The 20,672-nt window shown below is 68.0% G+C and carries 17 protein-coding genes; 3 read left to right on the top strand and 14 right to left on the bottom strand.

The genetic code is table 11. The features are described 5' to 3' along the window. Positions 1-11: 11 nt before the first annotated feature. From aroD to FHY09_RS11085, 7 genes are all read right to left on the bottom strand, one after another. A complete protein-coding gene (gene aroD / locus FHY09_RS11115; protein ID WP_166926931.1) occupies positions 12-890 on the bottom strand; it encodes a type I 3-dehydroquinate dehydratase in 879 nt (292 codons plus the stop codon). Next, positions 890-2,185 carry a carbohydrate porin gene (locus FHY09_RS11110; protein WP_166926930.1) on the bottom strand — a complete coding sequence of 432 codons (1,296 nt, stop codon included), beginning with the start codon at positions 2,183-2,185 and terminating at the stop codon, positions 890-892. Before FHY09_RS11110 ends, aroD begins: the two co-directional genes overlap by 1 nt. 20 nt (positions 2,186-2,205) lie before the next feature. Beyond that, positions 2,206-3,732: a right-handed parallel beta-helix repeat-containing protein gene (locus tag FHY09_RS11105; protein WP_166926929.1), complete on the bottom strand. Its 1,527-nt coding sequence runs from the start codon at positions 3,730-3,732 to the stop codon at positions 2,206-2,208. 260 nt (positions 3,733-3,992) lie between these two features. After that, positions 3,993-5,558: a protein adenylyltransferase SelO gene (locus FHY09_RS11100; protein ID WP_166926928.1), complete on the bottom strand. Its 1,566-nt coding sequence runs from the start codon at positions 5,556-5,558 to the stop codon at positions 3,993-3,995. A 37-nt stretch (positions 5,559-5,595) separates the two neighbouring features. Further along, positions 5,596-6,282: a glutathione S-transferase gene (locus FHY09_RS11095; protein ID WP_166926927.1), complete on the bottom strand. Its 687-nt coding sequence runs from the start codon at positions 6,280-6,282 to the stop codon at positions 5,596-5,598. A gap of 162 nt (positions 6,283-6,444) precedes the next feature. Continuing rightward, positions 6,445-6,654 carry a cold-shock protein gene (locus FHY09_RS11090; RefSeq protein ID WP_054659637.1) on the bottom strand — a complete coding sequence of 70 codons (210 nt, stop codon included), beginning with the start codon at positions 6,652-6,654 and terminating at the stop codon, positions 6,445-6,447. Between the two features lie 308 nt (positions 6,655-6,962). Next, positions 6,963-7,856, bottom strand: coding sequence for a pseudouridine synthase (locus tag FHY09_RS11085; protein WP_166926926.1), 894 nt, complete (start codon positions 7,854-7,856; stop codon positions 6,963-6,965). Between the two features lie 42 nt (positions 7,857-7,898). Here FHY09_RS11085 and FHY09_RS11080 point away from each other — a divergent pair, with 42 nt between their 5' ends. The 3 genes from FHY09_RS11080 to FHY09_RS11070 all read left to right on the top strand — a co-directional run bounded on the left by FHY09_RS11080 (position 7,899) and on the right by FHY09_RS11070 (position 11,808). Then, positions 7,899-8,447 (top strand): YaeQ family protein, encoded by a 549-nt coding sequence (locus FHY09_RS11080; protein ID WP_166926925.1) that lies wholly within the window; start codon positions 7,899-7,901, stop codon positions 8,445-8,447. Between the two features lie 4 nt (positions 8,448-8,451). Then, positions 8,452-9,636 (top strand): BaiN/RdsA family NAD(P)/FAD-dependent oxidoreductase, encoded by a 1,185-nt coding sequence (locus FHY09_RS11075; protein WP_166926924.1) that lies wholly within the window; start codon positions 8,452-8,454, stop codon positions 9,634-9,636. Between the two features lie 102 nt (positions 9,637-9,738). Next, positions 9,739-11,808 (top strand): EAL domain-containing protein, encoded by a 2,070-nt coding sequence (locus FHY09_RS11070; protein WP_166926923.1) that lies wholly within the window; start codon positions 9,739-9,741, stop codon positions 11,806-11,808. A gap of 42 nt (positions 11,809-11,850) precedes the next feature. On the opposite strand, the gene FHY09_RS11065 is transcribed toward FHY09_RS11070, so the two are convergent. The 7 genes from FHY09_RS11065 to queA form a co-directional block, all read right to left on the bottom strand. Next, positions 11,851-13,227: a hypothetical protein gene (locus FHY09_RS11065; protein ID WP_166926922.1), complete on the bottom strand. Its 1,377-nt coding sequence runs from the start codon at positions 13,225-13,227 to the stop codon at positions 11,851-11,853. Positions 13,228-13,430: 203 nt separating this feature from the next. Beyond that, entirely contained in the window at positions 13,431-14,690 is a 1,260-nt protein-coding gene (gene fabV, locus FHY09_RS11060) for an enoyl-ACP reductase FabV (protein WP_166926921.1), read from the bottom strand. 193 nt (positions 14,691-14,883) lie between these two features. Further along, complete coding sequence (secF, locus tag FHY09_RS11055) at positions 14,884-15,858, bottom strand: protein translocase subunit SecF (RefSeq protein WP_166926920.1); 975 nt, start codon at positions 15,856-15,858, stop codon at positions 14,884-14,886. A gap of 18 nt (positions 15,859-15,876) precedes the next feature. Continuing rightward, positions 15,877-17,730 carry a protein translocase subunit SecD gene (gene secD / locus FHY09_RS11050; protein WP_166926919.1) on the bottom strand — a complete coding sequence of 618 codons (1,854 nt, stop codon included), beginning with the start codon at positions 17,728-17,730 and terminating at the stop codon, positions 15,877-15,879. 61 nt (positions 17,731-17,791) lie between these two features. Next, positions 17,792-18,139, bottom strand: coding sequence for a preprotein translocase subunit YajC (gene yajC, locus FHY09_RS11045; RefSeq protein ID WP_166926918.1), 348 nt, complete (start codon positions 18,137-18,139; stop codon positions 17,792-17,794). A gap of 126 nt (positions 18,140-18,265) precedes the next feature. Beyond that, positions 18,266-19,396, bottom strand: coding sequence for a tRNA guanosine(34) transglycosylase Tgt (tgt, locus tag FHY09_RS11040; RefSeq protein WP_166926917.1), 1,131 nt, complete (start codon positions 19,394-19,396; stop codon positions 18,266-18,268). 67 nt (positions 19,397-19,463) lie between these two features. Next, positions 19,464-20,492: a tRNA preQ1(34) S-adenosylmethionine ribosyltransferase-isomerase QueA gene (gene queA, locus FHY09_RS11035; protein ID WP_208407779.1), complete on the bottom strand. Its 1,029-nt coding sequence runs from the start codon at positions 20,490-20,492 to the stop codon at positions 19,464-19,466. Between the last annotated feature and the right edge of the window lie 180 nt (positions 20,493-20,672).

Here is a 20,672-nt window from a genome sequence, read left to right as displayed (position 1 = left end):
CGGCGGTGGCTTCACTGGCCCGCCGCCTGTGAGGCATGGATGACGTCCAGTACCGAGCGCAGCGGCTCCACCTCGACCTGGCCCGGCGCCGAAGGCGTACCGATCATGCCGAAGGTCATCGCCTGGCCGAAGGTTTCTCCGGCCAGCCGCGAGACCACACCCGTGCCCCCCATGGACATGGTCAGCAGCGGCCGGTCGCTGCGCTGGCGCACCTGCCAGGTGGCGTCCAGCAGGGTCAGAACGTCACCCGCATCACGCGGCATCACCGCGATCTTCAACACGTCCGCGCCCATGGCCTCCTGCTGCAGCAGGCGCGAGACGATTTCTTCGCGCGGGGGCGTGGCGCGGAAGTCATGGCTGGACATCACCACTTTCACGCCGGCCGCGTGCGCGGCCTTGACCAGTCCCGCCACCACCTGCCGGTCACGGAACATTTCCACGTCCAGCAACTGCGCGAAACCGCCCTGCAGCAGCGCCTGGTTGAGCGCACCGTAGTCCGCATCACTGATCGCACTGGCGCCGCCCTCGGCCTTCGTGCGGAACGTCACGATCATGGGCTTGCCGCCCAGCGCCTGTTCAATGCGCTTGCCCAGGGCCACCAGTGCAGCGCCATCGATGGCGCTATCCAGGAAGTCGATGCGCCACTCCGCAAGATCCGTCGCCGGGCTGGCCGCGATGGCGGCGGCCTGCTGCAGCGCCAGATCCGCCTGCGCCGCGGTGATCGGCACAATGGTTTTCGGCCGGCCCTCGCCGATCCGCAGCGCGCCCACCTGCAAGGGCGTGACAGCTGTTTCCGTGGCCTGCGCGGCAGGGGCGAGCAAGGCGCACGTGGCGGCCAGCAGCAGAGCGGCGGGACGCAGCGGCGAACGGACGCGAAGGAAACGAGGCATCAGAAAGTCACCTTGGCCTGGACGCCCAGCGCCCAGGCATTGTCGGTACGGGTGTAGGCGAAGGTCCCCGGATTGACGATGTACTGCACATCCGGACGGATCATCAGCCAGGGGTTGACCTGCACACTGTAGGAAAGCTCGAACAGTTCTTCGGCCTGGCTGAGCCGGTACAACGGGGACGCGGGCGGAACCTGTGCACCGGCGAGCACGGCGCGGCGTGCGTCGACCAGGCGCCGGTTGATGTCGGCGCCGACGTAGCCCAGCGCGATGCTGTCCTGCGCCCGTCCGCCGATGCCCTGGTACACGCCGCCGAGCGCATACCAGCGGCGGATCTGGGCCGTATCGGTATCGGACACCATGTACTGCGCAAACGCCGTCAGGCCGCGGCTGGCATCGCCGGCTTCATGGGTCAGGCGCTGCTCGGCGAGCACGTAGGCGCCATGGCGACCGGTCGTCGGCGAGGCATCGAGGCCACGCCGTTCCACGCGCGAGGAATCGTAGTAGGCACCGAACTTGTACACGCCCTCGTGCGCACCGCCCTTGCCCGGCAGCCAGGTCACCTCCACCGGGTACAGCGAGCCGGTGGTGCCGCTGGCGAACGGGCGGAATGCAGTGCGTTCAACCGTGCCGCCCAGGGCCGGGTTGACCTGGAACCATCCGGCGCGAAGGTTCCATTCCGGCCCGATCTGCCGGGCCACCTCGCCGCCCCAGCGGGCAACCGGGTAGTTGTACCACCCGCTGTTGCCTGACATCGCCAGCGGGTGCGCGCAGAAGGCGGCGTTGACGAAATGGGTGAGCAGGCTGTGCAGCCCGAACTGGTTGCCCATGGCGTAGTAGCCCAGCTTGACGTAGGACGCGCCGTCACCGGATGTCTGGTCATAGCTGAGTTCGCTCAGCCGGGTGTACTGGCCGCCGTAGGCTTCCTGGATCGGAAAACGGTTGCCGACCAGGTCCGCCGACGCACTGCGGCCACGGCGATCGTTCAACGTCAGGTGCACCACGCCCCCCTCCCAGCCGGCCAGCGTGGCCATGTCCAGATCCAGGCCGAGCCGAAGCTGCTGCGTGTAGCGGGCGCCGGTTTCGCCGTAGCCACCGTCAACAACGCCCATCGCCTCGCCCACGTAGTCACCGCGGAAGAGGACGCCGCGCGCGGCCAGCGCGCTGCGCCGACCCTCCCAGTCGCCGGTCAGGGTGCTGTTGCGGTAGTCGGAGGACGCGGACTGGCCATTGGCCACGGCCGGCGCCAGCAGCGCCGCCAGGATCGTCAGCAGCGGAAGGACGGAGGGTGATGTCATGCCAAAGGCCTCGCGGCAGGTCAGTGCAGCGCCAGCGGCGCGCTCAGGGGAGAGGTGGCGCCCTGTGCCGAGGTCACCGTGGCGGTCAGAGTGGCTACGTCCTCCAGGTTGCGGCCCAGCTGCAGCGGAACACTGAAGCGGCCCTGCCCCTGTGCATCGGTGACCGCCTGCACGGTGCCCAGCACGCGCTCGGCCTCATGATCGTGCGCGGCCGTGTTGCCGAACAGCTCGACCTGGAAGCGCTGGTTGGGCGGCCCGTTGAACACCCCGTGCACGCTGCGCCCGGACGCCCCGCCCTGCACCGCCTGGAGGACCGGCGCGCGCTGGCCGAGGTTGGGCGGCGGCTGGCAGTCCGCCTGCGCGTCGGCCGTACAGATGCGGGCGCGCCTGCCCGGATCCGTCTCGACGCCCCGTCCGCGCGAGCCCTTGAATGCCGCGTGCTCAAGCCCGGGAACACCGAACACGATCGCCCCGCGCGGCGCAGCGTCCGAACAGACCCCGCCGGCTTCGCAGCGCTCGATCCGCAATCCGTTGCCGAACAGTCGGTTGGCGGTGAAGCGGTTCGGTGCACTTACCGGCTGCGGGCGCACCGCGATGCCGATCCCGTTGGCCGACAGCGTGTTGCCATCGACCACATTGCCGCTGCCGGTGATGCTCACGCCGATGGCATTGCCGCTGAAGGTATTGCCCGCGATGTAGTTGCGGTTGCCCCAGTTGATCTGCAGCCCATCGGAGTAATCGACGAACCGGTTGCCGATCACCTGGTTGTCGTTGCCCCACAGGATCTCGATGCCCTGCGACGGCTCCGGATTGGCCGGGGTGGACTGGAACAGGTTGTCGGCCACCAGGTTCCAGGCGGCACCCCGGGTCAGTTCAAGGCCATCGCCATTGTCGATGAACTCGTTGCGCACGATCCGGTTGTGCACCGTCGTGGCCGGCGTGGACTGTCCCGTGCCATCGTCACCGGTCAGCATGATGCCGGCGCCGCCTTTGTTGGCGACGATCCGGTTGTCGTGGATCTCGCTGTCACGGGAGCGGTTGACCAGCACCCCGATGCAGAAGTTGCGGATCTCTAGCCCGGCAAGCTCCACGCCGCGCGTGTCGCGCAGCACCAGTCCGGGCAGCGTGGTCGTGCGCACATTGGTGCCGGATTGCCCGCGCTCGGCGCCAGGACACGCATCGGTGCCGGTACCGGTCACGTAAGCGGATCCGTCGATCGCCACATGCTGTCCATCGCGCGCCCACGGCACGCCGATGATCTGCACCGGGCCGGTGATCTCCGGCAGCGGCGAGGCCGGACGGATCACGTAGGGCGCGGCGCCAACGGCCCCGATCTCGATGCGGTAGCGACCCGGCGCGCTGTTGGCGGTCGTGATCGCCCAGCGCAGCGAACCGGCCGCGTCATCGTCGGCATAACGGGTTACAGGCAGGACCTGCACCGCGGCGGGCGCCGGCTCGGCCTGGTAGGCCAGCGCCACGCAGGGCAGTGCCGCGGCTGGCAGGCACAGGGCCGGGAACAGAGACAGGAACAGACGATGACGGCGCATGCAGACTCCGTACAGAAGGAGGAGCTCCGGCGGTCTTCCCCCTGCACCTGGCGTCAGCACCTGTCGCGCTGCCCGCGTCCCGCCGAGGGTGGATCGCTTGGAACGACGGTGACGTTAGGTTTATCGCACTGCACCATTCAAGTGCGTTTATCGCTCGCGTGTGCGATTAACGCACACTGCGTGGCTTGGCACGTGTGCACGGTCGCCGTCAGGCTGCCAGGCAGCGCGCTCGTCGTGCCAGGCCCGTGCCGCCCCTCCGCTCAGGAACTGCAGGAGAGCATTGAACAGCCGGCTTTGTGGTCGGCCCACGCAGGACGTGGCTGTGCGTAATGCGTCAGCCCCGCGCGCTCGGTGTACGGCTCACGCAGCACGTCCTGGAGCGCGTGCACACCGCCCATGTCACCCTGTTCCGCGCGCTCGATGGCCTCGTGCGCCAGCCAGTTCCGCAGTACATAGACCGGGTTGGCCCTGCCCTGCACCCGCGCACGTTCGGCCGCCGTCAGCGGATCCCCGCCCAGGCGCGCGGCGTAGTCCTGCAGCCAGGCGTGGAGCGCTGCGTCCACCGCTGCGGCCCGAGCCGGGTCGTGGAACACCGCCGCCAGCAGCGCCGTGGAGGGTGCCGTGATATCCAGCCGCATCAGCGCACGGTAAGCCAGCGTCATGTCCATGCCACCGTCGGCCATCAGCTGCTGCCAGCGGGCGTGCAGCGCCAGGTCCGCCTCACCGGCGGCGGACAGGCCCAGCTTGGCGGCGATGTCACGGCGTGTGCAGGCTTCCAGCGTGCGTTCGAAGGCCTGCAACCCCGCCTGCAACGGCTCGACGTCGGCAAACAGCGGCGCGATGGCCTGCGCCAGGCGCGTCAGGTTCCAGAACGCGACCTGCGGCTGCGTGCCGTACCGGTAACGCCGCCGCTGTGCATCGGTGGTGTTCGGGGTCCAATCGGGGTCGTATTCCTCCAGCCATCCGTAAGGCCCGTAATCAATGGTCAGCCCGAGGATGGACATGTTGTCGGTGTTCATGACGCCGTGCACGAAACCCACGCGCATCCAGTGCGCGACCATCTCTGCGGTGCGCGTGCAGACCTCGCCGAACCACGCAGCGTAGAGCGCTTCGCCCTGGCCCTGCAGGCGGGGGAAATCACGTCCGATGCAGGTCCTGGCCAGCTGTTCCAGCAGCGCATCGTCGCGGCGCGATGCAGGCAGTTCGAAGCTGCCAAAGCGCAGGAACGAGGGCGCCACGCGGCACACCACGGCGCCTGGCTCGGGCCGGGGATGGCCGTCGTAGAACATGTCACGTACCACGTCCTCGCCGGTCGCCACCAGCGACAGCGCGCGCGTGGTGGGTACCCCGAGATGATGCATGGCCTCACTGCACAGGAACTCGCGGAGGGAGGAGCGCAGCACGGCGCGCCCGTCCGCACCGCGCGAATAGGGCGTCGGTCCGGCTCCCTTGAGCTGCAGCTCCCAGTGCTGCCCCGACGGGGTGACCAGCTCGCCCAGCGAGATCGCCCGGCCGTCACCCAGCTGGCCTGCCCAGTGCCCGAACTGGTGTCCTCCGTAGTTGTGGGCCCACGGCTGCATGCCCTCCAGCAAGGCGTTGCCGCCGAACACCTCGGCGAACGCCGGGCTGGCGAGGAAGTCAGCCGGCAGTCCAAGCAGATCGGCCACCTCATTCCAGCGTGCCAGCAGGCGCGGATCGGCGACCGGGGTGGGCATCACCGGTGACCAGGCCGCGCCCAGAACCTCGCGCCGTCGCGGCCCCTGTTCGGGATCGCCGGGAAGCTGCCGCAGCAGCCGGTTGTCGAAACGGGGGGGCAGGTTGTCCATCCCCTTCAGGTGGGGGTCGGCGCCGGCCGGCGCAAGCTCAGCCGCCGATCGGCGTCAGCGCGCCGCCGCGCGCCACGGCCCGCTGGTACGCAGGTCGACGCTCGATGCGCTGCAGGAAGGCCGCCAATGCGGGGCGCTCACCGAGCCCGTCACCGCGCCCGGCCGCCGCCTGCAGCGGGAAACTCATCTGGATATCGGCGGCAGTGAAGCGCTCTCCGGCGAACCAGGGGCTGCCTGCCAGGCGCCGCTCCATCCAGTCCAGGTGCAGGTGGCGCTGCGGCCCGACGAACGCGGACTCCATCCTGTCAGCGATGGCGCGTGCGATGGGCCGGGCGAAGAACGGCATGGGCGCGCTGCGGATGCGCCCGACAACCAGCGTGAGCAGCATCGGCGGCATCGCCGAGCCTTCGGCGTAATGCAGCCAGTAGCGATACTCCAGACGCTCGTCCGCATCGGCCGGAGTGCCCGCTGGTGAAAGCGTACGCTGGCTGTCGTACTGGTCGGCGAGGTATTCGAGGATCGCGCCGGATTCGGCCAGGATCCTGTTGCCATCCTGCAGGATCGGCGCCTTGCCCAACGCGTGGACCTGGCGCAGCGCGGCCGGCGCCATCAGGGTCTTGCGATCGCGTGCGTACTGCTGCAGTTCGTAGTCCAGGCCGAGCTCCTCCAGCATCCACAAGATGCGCAGGGAGCGGGAGTTTTCAAGATGATGGACGACGATCATGTACGGCTGCCGGAAAAGGAGAGCCTCAGATGCTAGAACCACGCCACGGTCTGCCGCGTGATGAGCCGGCGAGGCGCTGGGGCATGAGCGCGCATGAGCAAAAAAAAACGCCGGAAGCTTGCGCTTCCGGCGTCTCTGGCTACCTTCAAGGCAGCAAGCGGATCAGACCGCCTGCACCTGGTCAGCCTGCATGCCCTTCTGGCCCTGCACGGCGACGAAGGTCACCTTCTGGCCTTCCTGCAGCGACTTGAAGCCGTTGCCCTGGATGGCGCGGAAATGCACGAACAGGTCCGGGCCGCTTTCCGGGGTGATGAAGCCGAAGCCCTTGGCATCGTTGAACCACTTGACGGTACCGGTCTGACGATCAGACATCTTTGAAACTCCTGAACAAAAAAAAATAAATCGCAGCCACCGGGTATCGGGGCCGAGACTGAGTTGCAGGCGTTGGCAAAGCGGATCGATGGAGCGGATCGTGAGATCAACTGCACCAGGCCACGATTTACGGTGACCCTAGCAAACACAGTGAGACGGACGATACGCGGGTTCGCAGCAAAAAGCGATAGGCACGTCGTTAATCCATGAACACGTTGCCGTCCCACGTGGCGCAAGGGCCTGCCCCGTGTCGGCTGTCGCCGGAACAGCCTATTCAGACTTTTCCGACGCCAGGATGCGGATCACCCTCACGTCAGCGTCAGACTGCGCATGCTCCGAAAGCAGCGCTCGGCCCCATCGAGGGGGTCGGTGAAGGTCAATTCGCGGGCCAGCAGTTGCAGGGGCGGGGAAACGACGCTCTCCTGCTCGCCGGCCAATGCCGGATAGAGGTCATCGCCCAGGATCGGTGCGCCCAGCGCGGCCATGTGGACCCGCAGCTGATGCTTGCGGCCGGTAAGCGGGGACAGCGCATAGCGCCAGACCGGCCCGACCTCGCCGAGCACGTCGATCCGGGTCTCGCTGTTGGGATGGCCCTCGGCTTCGCGCATGCGGAAGAACGGGTCTCCCGGGACGATCCGGCTTCGGCGTATGCGTGGAAAAGCGTGGCCGGGCAGTGCCGGGGCCAGCGCTTCGTAGCGCTTGCCGATCTGCCGTTCACGGAACAACCGCTGATAGGCATCGCGCGTCTGGCGATGCGTGGAGAACAGCACCAGGCCGGCGGTCAGCCGGTCCAGGCGGTGCAGCGGCACCAGGTCCGGATTGCCGGTGGCGGCGACCAGCCGCGCCAGCGCGGTCTGCGTCACGAAGCGTCCCGCTGGCATGACAGGAAGGAAGTGCGGTTTGTCGACCACCAGCAGGTGGTCATCCTGGTGCAGCACCTGCACCTGGAAGGGGATCACCGGCTCGTCGTCCACCTCGCGGAAGTAGCGCACTTCCAGGCCCACCCGCCACGGGTGCCCGGGCGCCAGCGCCCTGCCCTGGGCGTCCTGCACGCGCCCGCGTGCGAAACGCTGCTGCCACTGCGCGGCGCTGATCCGCGGGAAGCGCGCGCACAGCCCCTCCAGCAGGCTCGACCAGGGACCTGGCGGCAGCTGCAGGCGGCTGGCGGGAACGGCAGCGGTGATGGGATCGGACGGCGGCATGGCCCACCCATTATCATGGCGCTCTTTGCTCACGGAAGTCCCATGGCCCTCACCGCCACCATCCGCAAGGCCGAGCTGCAGATCAGCGACATGGATCGCGGTTACTACGCGAGCCACAACCTCACCCTCGCCCAGCACCCGTCGGAGACCGACGAACGCTTGATGGTGCGGCTGCTCGCCTTTGCGCTCAATGCGGAGGAAAGGCTCGAGTTCGGCCGTGGACTGAGCACCGACGACGAGCCCGACCTGTGGGAGCACGATTACACCGGCGACATCCTGCGCTGGATCGATCTGGGGCACCCGGATGAATCGCGCATCCGCAAGGCCAGCAACCGCAGCCGGAGCGTGCAGGTTGTGACCTATGCAGGCCACGCCTCCGACGTGTGGTGGCAGAAACAGGGCAAGGGGCTGGAGCGCTTCGGCAATGTGTCCGTGCTTGACCTTCCCACGGCGTTCGTCGAGCCCTGGTCGCAGCAGATCCAGCGGGCGATGCGCTGGAGCGTGCTGATCCAGGACACCGAGGTGCAGCTGATCAGCGACAACCTGCAGCTCGACGTCACCCCGGTCTGGCGCAAGCGCGCCAAGGACTGACCGCATGGCGACGATCCGCTGCGACGTGCTGGTCATCGGCGCCGGCGCGGCCGGGCTGATGTGTGCGCTGACGGCCGGGCAGCGCGGCCGCAGCGTGCAGGTCATCGACCACGCCAACAAGGTCGGGAAGAAGATCCTGATGTCCGGCGGTGGCCGCTGCAATTTCACCAACACCGGCACCACCCCGGCGCAGTTCCTTTCGGCAAATCCGCACTTCTGCAAATCGGCACTGGCACGCTACACGCCGGCCGATTTCATCGGGATGGTCGAGCGGCACCGCATCGCGTATCACGAAAAAGAGCTGGGTCAGCTGTTCTGCGATGTCTCCTCCAAGCAGATCGTGGCCATGCTCGTGGACGAGTGCCAGGCCGCCGGCGTGCAGATCCGCACGCAGTGCGCGGTCACCGCCCTCGAGCGCGGCGCCGACGGGTTCCGGGTGCAGACGACGCAGGGCCTGTTCCAGTGCGCCTCGCTGGTGGTGGCCACCGGCGGGCTGTCCATCCCGAGCCTGGGCGCCACCGGATTCGGCCATGACATCGCCCGGCAGTTCGGCCACAACGTGCTGCCCCTGCGCGCCGGGCTGGTGCCGCTGACCCTCAGCGGCACGCACCAGGAGCGGCTGGCTGACCTGAGCGGCGTGGCCCTGCCGGTGGAAGCCCGCTGCAATGGCACGGCGTTCCGCAACTTCATGCTGCTCACCCATCGCGGTGTCAGCGGGCCGGCGATCCTGCAGATCTCTTCGTACTGGCAGCCCGGCGATGCCTTGACCCTGGACCTGCTGCCCGGCGAGGACGCCCTGGCGTGGCTGCGAGGGATGAAGCAGGCGCGTGGCGCGGCCGAGCTGCGCACCGTGCTGGGCGAGGTGCTGCCCAAGCGCCTGGCACAGCGCCTGTGCGAGCACTGGTTGCCTGACCGGCCGGTCAGGCAGATCGATGAGCCGCAACTGCGCGAGGCGGCGGCGCTGCTCGGTGCCTTCCCGCTGGTGGCCAGCGGTACCGAGGGTTATCGCACAGCCGAGGTGACGCTGGGCGGGGTGGATACCGCGCAGGTGGCCTCCTCCACCTTCGAATCGCGCGTGGTGCCCGGCCTGCATTTCATCGGGGAAGTGCTGGATGTTTCCGGGTGGCTTGGCGGCTACAACTTCCAATGGGCCTGGGCGAGCGGCCATGCCGCTGGCTGCGCGGTGTAGCGCGCCACCCGGCGGCATCGGTCCGTGGGCACGCGCTGGACTGGCGCATGGACCTGCGGACGTGCATCGTGTATCAAATGCGCAGCTTGGGGAGCTTTTCAAATGCACAACGGCAATGACATCACCCTGCGCCTGGTGATCGTGGACGACAGCGGCGAGAACGCCGAGGCCATCGTCAGCGCGCTGCGCAACGGCGGCATCGCCGTGCGTCCTTCGCGCCCGCAGGACGCGCAGGAACTGGGACAGGTCCTCCGCGCCCAGCCCATCGACCTGGTGCTGGCCGCCGGTTCGCAGGCCATTTCGCTGTCCGCAGTGGCCCAGCAGATCGCCGCCAGTGGCAAGGATGTGCCGGTGATTCTGCTGGTGGACCGGATCGAGGAAGACACCCTGGTGGAAGCCAGCGCGAGCGGCATCCGCGCCCTTGCCCTGCGCCAGCGCCCGGGCCACCTGCTGGCCGTGGTGCGCGACCAGTGGGTGGACCTGCAGGCCCGCCGCGGGCTGCGCCGGATCGAGGCACAGATGCGCGAGACCGAGCGCCGCTGCGACGCCCTCATCGCCTCCTCGCGCGACCCTATCGCCTATATCCACGAAGGCATGCACATCCGGGCCAACGACGCCTACCTGGAGATGTTCGGCTACGAGGCCTTCGATGACATCGAAGGAATTTCGCTGCTGGACATGGTCGCCGCCCAGCATGTGGAAAGTTTCAAGCAGCTGCTGAAGTCGCTGGCCAGGGGCGAGCCGCCGCCGCCGCAGTACCAGATCGACGCGCGTCACCAGGATGGCAGCGTGTTCGCCGCCACCATGGAGTTCACCCCCGCGACCTACGAAGGCGAAGCCTGCCTGCAGGTGGTGTTCCGGCGCCGCATGGAACTGGATGCCGAGCTCGCCCGGGAAGTGGAGGACCTGCGCCAGCGCGACCTGGTGACCGGACTGCTCAACCGTCCCACCTTCATGGTGCATGTGGAGAATGCCGTGGCCCAGGCGAGCCGCAGCGAAGGCCAGTGCGGCCTGCTGCTGGTCGAGCCGGATCATTACGCGCGGCTGCTGCCGGACATCGGCCTGGACTCGGCCGATGCCCTGATCAACGGGCTGGCCCGATCACTGGCCGCCACGGTGGGCGACAGTGCCCAGGTGGCCCGCTTCGGCGAGCATAGCTTCGCCGTGCTGGTGGATGGTCCGTACGCGGCGACCATGGCGCTGGCCGAACGCATCCGCGAAGGGTACGCCGCCGAGGTGTTCAGCATCGGCGAGCGCTCGGCCACGGTCACGGTGAGCATCGGTGGCGTCCAGGTCGGCGAGAAGATCGCCAGCATCGGCCAGGTTCTGGCCCGCGCGACCCATTGCATGCAGGCCGCCGCCGAGCTGGGCAACACCGTGCGGGTGTTCGACCCGGCCGCTTCGGACCGGGTCGAGGAAGAGCGCGTGGCACGCTGGGTGGAGCGCCTGCGCGACGCCCTGGACGGCGACGGCTTCCAGCTGCACTACCAGCCCGTGCTGAGCCTGCAGGGCGAACCGCTCGAGCTGTACGAAGCCTACCTGCGGCTGGAGAGCAACGGCGAGCTGCTCAGCCCCACCACGTTCCTGGGCATCGCCGAGGACCATGGGCTGCTGGCCGACATCAACCGCTGGGTCGTCAAGCGCGCCCTCGTGGTGCTTGGCGAACGCGAGCGCGCTGGACATCCGACGCAGATACTGGTCCGCGTCACGCCGGAGTCGTTCAATGATCCGGGGCTCATCGCCACGCTGCGCGAAGGCCTGGCCGCGCAGGGCGTGCCCGGGCATCGGCTGTGGCTGCACGCACCCGAAGCCAAGGTGTTCACCCACCTGCGCAATGCACAGCAGTTCCTGCAGGATGTGGCACCGCTGGGTTGCCGTATCGGCCTGGAGCAGTTCGGCTCGGGCCTGGACTCGTTCCAGCTGCTGGCGCACTTCCAGCCGCAGTTCGTCAAGCTCGACCGCAGCTTCACCCGCGATGCCACCGCGACCCGGGAGAATTTCGAGAAGGTCCAGGAGATCACCCAGCGCGCGCAGGCGGCGGGCATCACCACGATGGCCGAGTTCGTCAGCGATGCGAACTCCATGACCCTGCTGTTCAGCGCCGGCCTGGGCTACGTACAGGGAGATTTCGTGGGCACGGCCTCGCCGTCCATGGCGTTCGATTTCGGTTGAACCACACTCGGCGCGCGCGGGCCATCGCGGCCCGCGCCGGCCTCACCCGTCGGTGCGGTGCAAGCGGCACTGCAGCCCCGCCACGAGGCAGGCGCGCGCGTTGGCCTGCCAGTGACGACGCGCCTGGGCATCGAGGGGCTGCGCGCCCCAGGCCGCGCTGGCACGCTCCCACACCGCGACCAACGGTGATTGCAGGCGCCCCTGCCGCATCGCCTGCGCGGCCGCCATGCAGGCCTGCGCATGCTGTCCCTGTCGATGGCGTGCCTCGACGGTGCGGACCCATGTCTGCGTGCCGAGGTCGCAGCGGGTGTGCTGCTGATCGGCGTGTTGCTGGGCCAGATCGCCTACCGCAGAGCCGCAGGGAACCGATTGTCCGGCTTCCTGGGCGAGCTCGATCGCGCGGCGGGCCTGCTGCACCCGGACGGCCAGGGCGGGCTCGGTGGCGGCCAGCGCCAGATGGTGCGCCGCCTGTCCACGCAGTGCGTCGGCCAGCGCCGGTGCCGCCCGCTCGGCCCTGACCAGGGCGACACAGGCGCAGACCAGCGCCGCGGCCGCTGTGCCTGCCTGTGCCAGCGATGCCTCTGCGGCGCTGCCCGCACGCAGCAGGAGGGCTTGCTGGTGACCACCCTGTGCCAGGGCGGCGCGCTGCAGCAGGCACTCGGCGAGCCGCTGCTGCCCAAGCGCGCGCGTTTCCGGCGCCTGGATCAGCGCTTCACATACCGCCTCCGCATCCGCATGGCGTGGCAGCGCCGCGGCCTCGGTCGCTTCCTCGGCCCAGGTGCGCAGCACGTGGAGCCAGACAATGCGCACCGCCGGCGCGTGCCGGCAGGAAAGCGCAGCGACCCTCGCGCGCAGGCGGTGACGGCCGATGATGCGCAGGGCCGGCTCCATTTTCTGCAGCCAGGCATGCTGCACGCGCAGCTGCAACGCCTGCCAGTCGGCGTGCGTCAGCTCGCCCTCCAGTCCGTCCTGCTGTGCGAGCGCCAGCGTCTGTTCGTACACCCGCTGCAGCGGCGTGCCGCGCCGGCGGAAGCCGCACCCGAGGTGGATCTGCACACGCACCCACCGCGCCATGCCGGGGGACAGGCCATGAAGCATCAGGCGCATCGTCGTATTGCCCGGCGTCTGGCACGGCGCGCGCTCACCGGGCACAAGCCAAAGTGCAGCCGTTCCCTGCATCTGCACCACGTGGAAGCGGTCGTTGCCGAGTACCGCATCCACCCGGTCCTGCAGATCGTGGCGGGTGGTGCCCTGCCCTGCCGCCTCGAAGGCGGCGCGCACGGTCTGCCGCCTCCCGGCGCAGCCGATGGCACGCACATTGTCACGCGGCGGAAAGCCGCCGCGCGTGACCGCCGCACGCGCGGCAGTGTCGATGGACGCGGTAGCGACAAATCTTGCTGGCAAGGCAGGCTGGTTCACGGGCGGGCTCCCTGACGGATCGGCATCCCGGGGGCGGCGCCCCTGCTGCGTAACGGCGCCGACACCGGTCTTGACGCCACGGTGCCGCCAGCGCACAGCACGGACCATCGGACTCGGCCTGAAAGAACCGCCGCGGTCTGGGCCCGGAAGGGAAAAGGCCGGCATGGCCGGCCTCTTCGCGCCTGTCCGGGCCGTGCGGCCGCTCAGGTCAGGTCGATCAGGTCCGGAATCCGCACTTCGGGATCAACGTCGGCCTCGTAGTCCACGCCGTCCACGCCGAACCCGAACAGTCGCAGGAAATCGGCCTTGTAGCCGGCCAGATCGCTGATCTCATACAGGTTGGCATCGGTGACCTGCGGCCAGAGTGCGACGACCTGTCGCTGCACCGCCGGCGACATTTCCTTGTAGTCGGCCCGCAGCCGGCCTTCCTCGTCCATCAACGCGATCTGCCGGCCGTCGTCAGCCGTCAGCGTGGTGCGCAAACGCTCCACCGCCGTGCCTTCGGCGGTGCCGCCGTAAAGGATGTCGTAGAGGGTATCGAGCTGCTCGATACAGCCCTCGTGCGTACCCTCGGCCTTCATGACCTTGAACAGCAGCGAGAGGTACAGCGGCATGGTCGGGATGGCCGAGCTGGCCTGGGTCACCACGGCCTTGAGCACCGAGACGCGCGCATCGCCGCCGATCGGTGCCAGCTTCTCGCGCAGGCCCAGCACTTTCTGGTCGAGGTCCTTCTTGGCCGCACCGATGCTGCCGTTCCAGTAGATCGCCTGGGTGATCTCCTCGCCGACGTAGGTGAAGGCCGTGGTGGTGCAACCATTGGCCAGTACATCGGCCTCGGCCAGTGCGTCGATCCACATCTGCCAGTCCTCGCCCCCCATCACCGCGACGGTGCCGGCGATCTCCGCCTCGGTGGCCGGTTCCAGGTGCGTTTCGGTCAGCTTTTCCTTGTCGGTGTCCAGTCCGCGCAGCGTGATCGGGGCGCCGATCGGCTTGAGCGTGGAATTGATGATCTCCCCGGTCTTCGGATGACGACGACGCGGTGCGGCCAGGCTGTAGACCACCTGGTCGACCTGACCGAGATCGGCCTTGATCTGCTTGATGGTCTCGGCCTTGACCTCGTCGGAGAAGGCGTCACCGTTGATGCTCTTCGCATACAGGCCCGCCTGCCCGGCGTATTTGTGGAAGGCGGCCGAGTTGTACCAGCCGGCGCTGCCGGGCTTGGTGTCCGTACCCGGTTTTTCAAAGAAGACGCCGAGCGTCGCAGCGCCACTGCCGAACGCAGCGGTGATGCGCGCGGCCAGCCCATAACCGGTGGACGCGCCGATCACCAGCACGCGCTTGGGCCCGTTCTGGATCGGCGGGCGCGCCTTGATGTAATCGATCTGCTGCTTGACCGCCGCGTCGCAGCCGGTGGGATGGGTGGTGACGCAGATGAAGCCGCGAACGCGCGGTTTGATGACCATGAAGACCTCGGTATTGGCGGGTGCGGCAGGCGCACTGCAGGAACAGCGCACGCGGGTGCATGCGAACGGCAGAAGCGTAGTGCGCGGGTCGCCATTGCACAACCGACGGCGGCGTATGCTCGGCTGCTTCGGTTGCGGGCCCATGAAAAAACCCCGCCGTGGCGGGGTTTTCCGGACGACCTGGACGCGTGGCTTACGGGCGACGTGCCAGCGCTTCCACATCCTTGGCCTTCGGCAGCAGGTCCTGCTTGGTCACCGCAAGCACGCCCATGGTCAACAGCGGGCAGGCAATGAAGATCGAAGACAGCGTACCGATCACCGCGCCGATCATCTGGCTCAGCGCCAGTCCTTCCAGCGAACCGCCGCCGTACAGGTACAGCGCCAGCACCGACAGGAAGAAGACCAGCGAGGTGATGATGGTGCGCGACAGGGTCTGGTTGATCGAGCGGTTCATCACTTCCAGCGGCTCGACACGCAGGCTGCGGAAGTTCTCGCGGACACGGTCGAACACCACGATGGTGTCGTTGATGGAGAAACCCATCACCGAGAGCAGGCCGGCCAGCACGGTCAGATCGAATTCGCGCCCACTGAGCGAGAAGTACCCGGCCACCACCAGCACGTCGAACAGCGTGGTGATGATGGCGACCACGGCGAACTTCCACTCGAAGCGGAAGCCGATGTAGATCAGGAAGCCGATCAGCACGAACAGCGCCGCGTACACGCCGTTCAGCGCCAGCTCCTTGCCGACCTGCGGGCCGACGAACTCCGAGGAGAGCACCGTGGCCGCGTTGCCATCCAGCGACACCGCCGTACGCACGGCCTCGGCCGTACGGGTGTTGGCATCGCCGGCGCTTTCGCCCTGACCCAGCTCCTGCGGCTGCAGGCGGATCAGCAGGTTGGTACCACTGCCGAAGCTCTGCACCTGGGCGCCGGCATACCCGGCGGTCTCCAGGTGCTCGCGCACCGCGTCGATATCCGCAGCGCGTTCGAACCGCACTTCCACCACGGTACCGCCGGTGAAGTCCAGCGCATAGTTGAAGCCCTTGCCCACGATGCTGCCGAAGGCCACCAGGAACACCACCAGCGCGATGCCGATGGCCACCCAACGGGTGCGCATGAAGTCGAACTTGGTGTCGTTCGGGATCAGGTGAAGCGGAAACAGTTTCATGGTTGCGTTCCTATCCCGTCAGATAGCCAGGGTCTTGAGCTTCTTGCGGCGGCTGTACGTCAGCACGGCAAGGGCACGGGACACGGTGATGGCAGTGAACATCGAGGCGATGATGCCGACCACCATCGTGACCGCGAAGCCTCGCAGGGGACCGGTACCAAAGGCGTACAGGGCCACGCCGGCGAGGATGCCGGTCAGGTTGGCGTCGAGGATGGTACCGGACGCCTTCTCGTAGCCGGCCACGATGGCGGCCTTGGCCGGCATGCCGGCACGCAGTTCCTCGCGGATGCGCTCGTTGATCAGCACGTTGGCGTCCACCGACAGGCCGATCGAAAGCGCCAGGCCTGCAAAGCCCGGCAGGGTCATGGTCGCCCCGAACAGCGACATCACCGCGACCACGATCAGCAGGTTGAACAGCATCGCGATGGAGGTGATCACACCGAAGGCGCGGTAATAGACGGTGAAGAACACCAGGGTGAACAGGAAGGCGAAGCCGACGGCGGTGACGCCGCGCTCGACATTCTCCGCACCCAGGCTCGGGCCGACGATGCGCTCTTCCACGAAGTCCATCGGCGCGGCCAGCGAGCCGGATTTCAGCAGCTTGGCCAGGTCCTCGGCTTCCTTCTTCTCCAGGCCGGTGGTCTGGAAGTTCTTGCCGAACACACCATTGATGTTCGCTACGGAAATCACTTCTTCCTTGACGCGGAAGCTGCGCACTTCCTTGCCATCCACCGTCTCCACCGTGGGCACGCGTTCGGTGTAGACCACGGCCATCGGCTTGTTGACGTTGGCGCTGGTGAAATCGAACATGCGCTGGCCGCCGGCGTTGTTCAGCGTCACGCTCACCGCCGCGGCACCGTTCTGGTCGGTGGTGGCCTGCGCGGCCACCATCTGGTCGCCGGTGACGATCACGCGCTTGGCCAGCAGCACCGGGCCGCGGTTGTCACGCTGCTGGTACACCTTGGCCTCCGGCGGAATGCGGCCGCTGGCGATGGCGTCCTGTGCGTTGCCTTCGATCACCGCGCGGTATTCCAGCGTGGCGGTCGCGCCGATCATGCGCTTGGCTTCGGCCGTGTCCTGCACGCCCGGCAGCTGCACGACCACGCGGTCGGCACCCTGGCGCTGGATGATCGGCTCGGCCACGCCCAGCTGGTTAACGCGGTTGCGCAGCGTGTTGACGTTCTGCTCGATCGCCCCGTTGGCGATGTCGGCGATCTCGCTCTCCGGAACCGAAACGGTCAGGCGGTTGCCCACCACTTCGTAACCGAGCGTGGGCTGGGTGGCGAAGAGCGCATCGCGCGCGCGCAGGCCGGCGCCCTCGCCCGCCGAGGGGCTGAGGTTGGCGACAATGGTGTTGTCCGCACGGCGCTCCACCGACTGGTATGGAATCCTGGCCTCGCGCAGGCTCGTACGCACGTCCTCGGTATAACCGTCCAGGCGCTTGTCCAGTGCGGCCTTCTGGTCCACCTGCAGCACGAAGTGCACGCCGCCCTGCAGGTCAAGGCCCAGCACCATCGGCTGCGCGCCGAGGTTGGCCAGCCATTCCGGCACCGTGGAAGCCAGGTTCAGCGCGACCACGTAATCCTCGCCGACGCTCTGCTTGAGCACGTCGTTGGCGGCCGTCTGCGTGGCCGGATCGGGCAGCCGCACGATCAGGCTGTCGCCTTCCTGTTCGACCGCCAGCGGCGAGACATTGGCGGCCTTGAGGTCGGCCAGCACCCGGGTACGCAGGGCGTCATCGATCTGTCCGCCACGGTTGGCGGTGATCTGGATGGCCGGGTCCTTCTGATAGATGTTGGGCAGCGCGTACAGCGTGCTGATCGCCAGGACGATCAGGATGACGAAGTACTTCCAGCGAGGAAATTCGAGCATTGCTTGGGTCCCGCGCGGCGCCATCCCCGGCGCCGCGGTTGTGCTTCGGAAAGGGTGTGGCTTACTTGGCCGAGTCCAGCGTGCCGGTCGGCAGCACGTTGCCAACCGCGCCCTTCTGCACGCGGATGCGGACGTTGTCAGCCACCTCCAGGGTCACGAAGTTGTCGCCGATGTCGGTGACCTTGCCGGCGATGCCGCCGTTGGTCAGTACTTCATCGCCGCGCTTGATCTTCTCCAGCATCGCCTTGTGCTCCTTCTGCCGCTTCATCTGCGGGCGGATCATCAGGAAGTACATGATGGCGATCAGGATCACCGGGAACAGCAGGGTGCTCAGACCCCCCATGCCCGACGGCGGCCCACCGGCGGCCTGGGCGTGGGCGGTGGGGATCAGGAAATCGAGCAGGTTCATTGGAGTCCTTTGGTTGGGCCGCGTCCCGGCCAGGGAGGGCACGGGCGCAGGCGCAGATCGGGTCAGCCTCGAAGTATGCCACGGCCCCGGCGCTGCGTCCTTGGGCCGTTCGGCGGGGGCGCCCGCTCAGAGCGCCGGCGCCACCGCCCGGCGGGCTGCGTAGAAGGACTCGCGGAAGGCGGTGAAAGTTCCCGCTTCGATGGCCGCGCGCACGTCGGCCATGAGCTTTTCGTAGTAATACAGGTTGTGCAGAGTGCCCAGCATGGGCGCCAGCATCTCGTTGCAGCGGTCCAGGTGGCGCAGGTAGGACCGGGTGAAGCCACCGGCGCAGGCGTAGCAGCCGCAGCCCGGCTCGATCGGTTCCATGTCACGCTCATACCGGGCGTTGCGGATGCGTACGGTGCCGAACGAGGTGAAATAGTGGCCGTTGCGGGCATTGCGGGTGGGCATCACGCAGTCGAACATGTCCACCCCGCGCGCCACGCCCTCTACCAGGTCCTCCGGCCGGCCCACGCCCATCAGGTAGCGCGGGCGGTCCGCCGGCAGCAGCGGATGCAGGTGCTCGAGCATGGCATTGCGCTCGTCCTCCGGCTCACCGACGGCCAGCCCCCCGATCGCATAGCCATCGAAACCGATGGCCTGCAGCGCATCGGCCGAGCGGCTGCGCAGGTCGGTGTGCACCCCGCCCTGCACGATGCCGAACAGGGCCGCGTCGTTGCCCAGGCCGTCGTGGGCCTCGCGGCTGCGCTGCGCCCAGCGCAGGCTCAGCTCCATCGAGCGGCGGGCGACGTCCTCGGTGGCCGGGTACGGCGTGCATTCGTCGAAGATCATCACGATGTCCGAGTCCAGCACCTTCTGGATCTTCATGCTTTCCTCGGGGCCGAGGAACACGCGCGCACCGTCGGTGGGCGAAGCGAAGGTCACGCCCTGCTCGGTGATCTTGCGCCGATGCGCCAACGAGAACACCTGGAAGCCACCCGAGTCGGTGAGGATCGGGCCGTCCCAGCGGGCGAAGCCGTGCAGGCCGCCGTGGTCGGCGATGACGTCCAGGCCCGGCCGCAGGTACAGGTGGAAGGTGTTGCCGAGGATGATTTCCGCGCCCAGCGCCCGGATGTGCTCCGGCAGGATGCCCTTGACCGAGCCATAGGTTCCCACCGGCATGAACGCGGGGGTCTCCACGGTGCCACGCGGGAAGGTCAGGCGGCCCCGGCGGGCACGGCCATCAGTGGTCTTGAGCTGGAACTGCAGTCGGGACATGGCGCGGTTGTTTGGACAGATAGCGGGCCATTGTCTCGCACTTTGCCGCAGGCCGCCCAGCAGGGCCTCATTTCCCGGGGAACAGCAGCATCGCATCGCCGTAGCTGAAGAACCGGTAGCGCTGCGCGATCGCATGGCGATAGGCCTCGAACACCCGCTCCCTGCCGGCGAAAGCCGAGATCATCATCAGCAGCGTGCTTTCCGGCAGATGGAAGTTGGTGACCATGGCGTCGACGCTGCGGATCCGGTACCCCGGCGTGATGAAGATCTGCGTCTCGCCCGCGAACGGGAGCAGCTCCCCTTCGCGCATCGCGCTTTCCAGCGCACGCACCACCGTGGTGCCCACGCCGATCACCCGGCCACCGGCCTGGCGCGTGTGCCGTACCTGCTCCACCAGCTCGGCCCCCACGTTCAGCCATTCGCGGTGCATCACGTGGTCCTCCAACGCCTCGGCGCGCATCGGCTGGAAGGTGCCGGCCCCTACATGCAGCGTCACATGGCCGAAGGCCACGCCCTGCCCGCGCAGGGTGGCCAGCAGGGCATCGTCGAAATGCAGCCCTGCGGTCGGCGCAGCCACCGCGCCCACCTCGCGCGCGAACACGGTCTGGTAGCGTTCCCGGTCATCCAGCCCGGGCTCGCGCTGGATGTAGGGCGGCAGCGGCAAGCGGCCCGCGTGCAGCAACCACTGCTCCAGCGGCTCGGGCACGTGGAACGCCAGCACGAAGAACTCGCCGTCACGCCCCAGCACCTCGGCCTCTCCGCCGGCGTCGAGCGCGATGCGGCTGCCTGCTTTCGGCGTCTTGCTCGCACCCACCTGCGCACGTGCCTGCTGGCCCCCCAGCAGGCGCTCGATCAGGATCTCCACGCGGCCGCCGGTGGCCTTCTGCCCGAACAAGCGTGCCGGAATCACGCGCGTGTCGTTGAAGATCAGCAGATCGCCTGGCTGCAGCAGTGACGGCAACGCATGCACGTGCGTGTCCTGCAGCGCGCCGGGTGCGGGCGGGACCACCAGCAGGCGGCTGGCAGAGCGCTCGGGCAGCGGCGCCTGGGCAATCAGTTCAGGGGGCAGATCGTAATGGAAATCGGACTTTTTCAAAGCTGCGCGCGCCAACGGGTCGACAATGGCGCGCATTGTACGGGCGGCTGCCCGCAACGCGCAGTCCAACACGCATCGTCAGCGAAAATGCTGCCATGCAGCAGGAAAACGCCGGGGTTATCGCCCTAAAACGCCCATGCTAGGATCGGTCGATACGTCCCCCGCACGGCGCTGGCGCTG

Source organism: Xanthomonas sp. 60, assembly GCF_011761925.1.
Note: the sequence above shows the minus strand (reverse complement) of the source record. Positions and strands in the feature narration are given on the sequence as shown.

Bases quoted from the DNA above. Each gene is read 5' to 3' on its own strand.
- aroD (WP_166926931.1), bottom strand. From the start codon at position 890: ATGCCTCGTTTCCTTCGCGTCCGTTCGCCGCTGCGTCCCGCCGCTCTG.
- FHY09_RS11110 (WP_166926930.1), bottom strand. From the start codon at position 2,185: ATGACATCACCCTCCGTCCTTCCGCTGCTGACGATCCTGGCGGCGCTG.
- FHY09_RS11105 (WP_166926929.1), bottom strand. From the start codon at position 3,732: ATGCGCCGTCATCGTCTGTTCCTGTCTCTGTTCCCGGCCCTGTGCCTG.
- FHY09_RS11100 (WP_166926928.1), bottom strand. From the start codon at position 5,558: ATGGACAACCTGCCCCCCCGTTTCGACAACCGGCTGCTGCGGCAGCTT.
- FHY09_RS11095 (WP_166926927.1), bottom strand. From the start codon at position 6,282: ATGATCGTCGTCCATCATCTTGAAAACTCCCGCTCCCTGCGCATCTTG.
- FHY09_RS11090 (WP_054659637.1), bottom strand. From the start codon at position 6,654: ATGTCTGATCGTCAGACCGGTACCGTCAAGTGGTTCAACGATGCCAAG.
- FHY09_RS11085 (WP_166926926.1), bottom strand. From the start codon at position 7,856: ATGCCGCCGTCCGATCCCATCACCGCTGCCGTTCCCGCCAGCCGCCTG.
- FHY09_RS11080 (WP_166926925.1), top strand. From the start codon at position 7,899: ATGGCCCTCACCGCCACCATCCGCAAGGCCGAGCTGCAGATCAGCGAC.
- FHY09_RS11075 (WP_166926924.1), top strand. From the start codon at position 8,452: ATGGCGACGATCCGCTGCGACGTGCTGGTCATCGGCGCCGGCGCGGCC.
- FHY09_RS11070 (WP_166926923.1), top strand. From the start codon at position 9,739: ATGCACAACGGCAATGACATCACCCTGCGCCTGGTGATCGTGGACGAC.
- fabV (WP_166926921.1), bottom strand. From the start codon at position 14,690: ATGGTCATCAAACCGCGCGTTCGCGGCTTCATCTGCGTCACCACCCAT.
- secF (WP_166926920.1), bottom strand. From the start codon at position 15,858: ATGAAACTGTTTCCGCTTCACCTGATCCCGAACGACACCAAGTTCGAC.
- secD (WP_166926919.1), bottom strand. From the start codon at position 17,730: ATGCTCGAATTTCCTCGCTGGAAGTACTTCGTCATCCTGATCGTCCTG.
- yajC (WP_166926918.1), bottom strand. From the start codon at position 18,139: ATGAACCTGCTCGATTTCCTGATCCCCACCGCCCACGCCCAGGCCGCC.
- tgt (WP_166926917.1), bottom strand. From the start codon at position 19,396: ATGTCCCGACTGCAGTTCCAGCTCAAGACCACTGATGGCCGTGCCCGC.